This window comes from Verminephrobacter aporrectodeae subsp. tuberculatae At4, from assembly GCF_000193225.1.
In the GTDB taxonomy this organism is placed as follows: domain Bacteria; phylum Pseudomonadota; class Gammaproteobacteria; order Burkholderiales; family Burkholderiaceae_C; genus Acidovorax; species Acidovorax aporrectodeae.
The window spans coordinates 1-224 of record NZ_AFAL01000941.1; the positions used below are offsets into that span (position 1 = coordinate 1).

Consider the following 224-nt stretch of genomic DNA (forward strand, 5'->3'; position numbering starts at 1 on the left):
CCGGAGGCAATCTGGAGGACGCGCTAAAGGTCGCGCTCGTCAGCGGCCTGGTGGACACGGCGCACGGCCAGGCGGCCAGCCAGATCAAGGGCCTGGAGGCCGAGTACCTGGCGCACAAACTGGCGCATGCGCTGGCCGGCTGCGTGGCTGGGCGGCGGCGGGGGGCAGGTGCAAGGACGGCGCCATAGGCAGCGCCATAGGCGAGGTGGTCGCGAGCATGTTCA

Annotated in this window: 1 protein-coding gene; it reads left to right on the forward strand. The window is 71.0% G+C overall.

All coding sequences use genetic code 11. From position 1 onward, the window contains the following. Positions 1-188: DUF637 domain-containing protein (locus VTU_RS29930; RefSeq protein WP_010109483.1), on the forward strand; the 188-nt coding region annotated here is incomplete at its 5' end. Between the last annotated feature and the right edge of the window lie 36 nt (positions 189-224).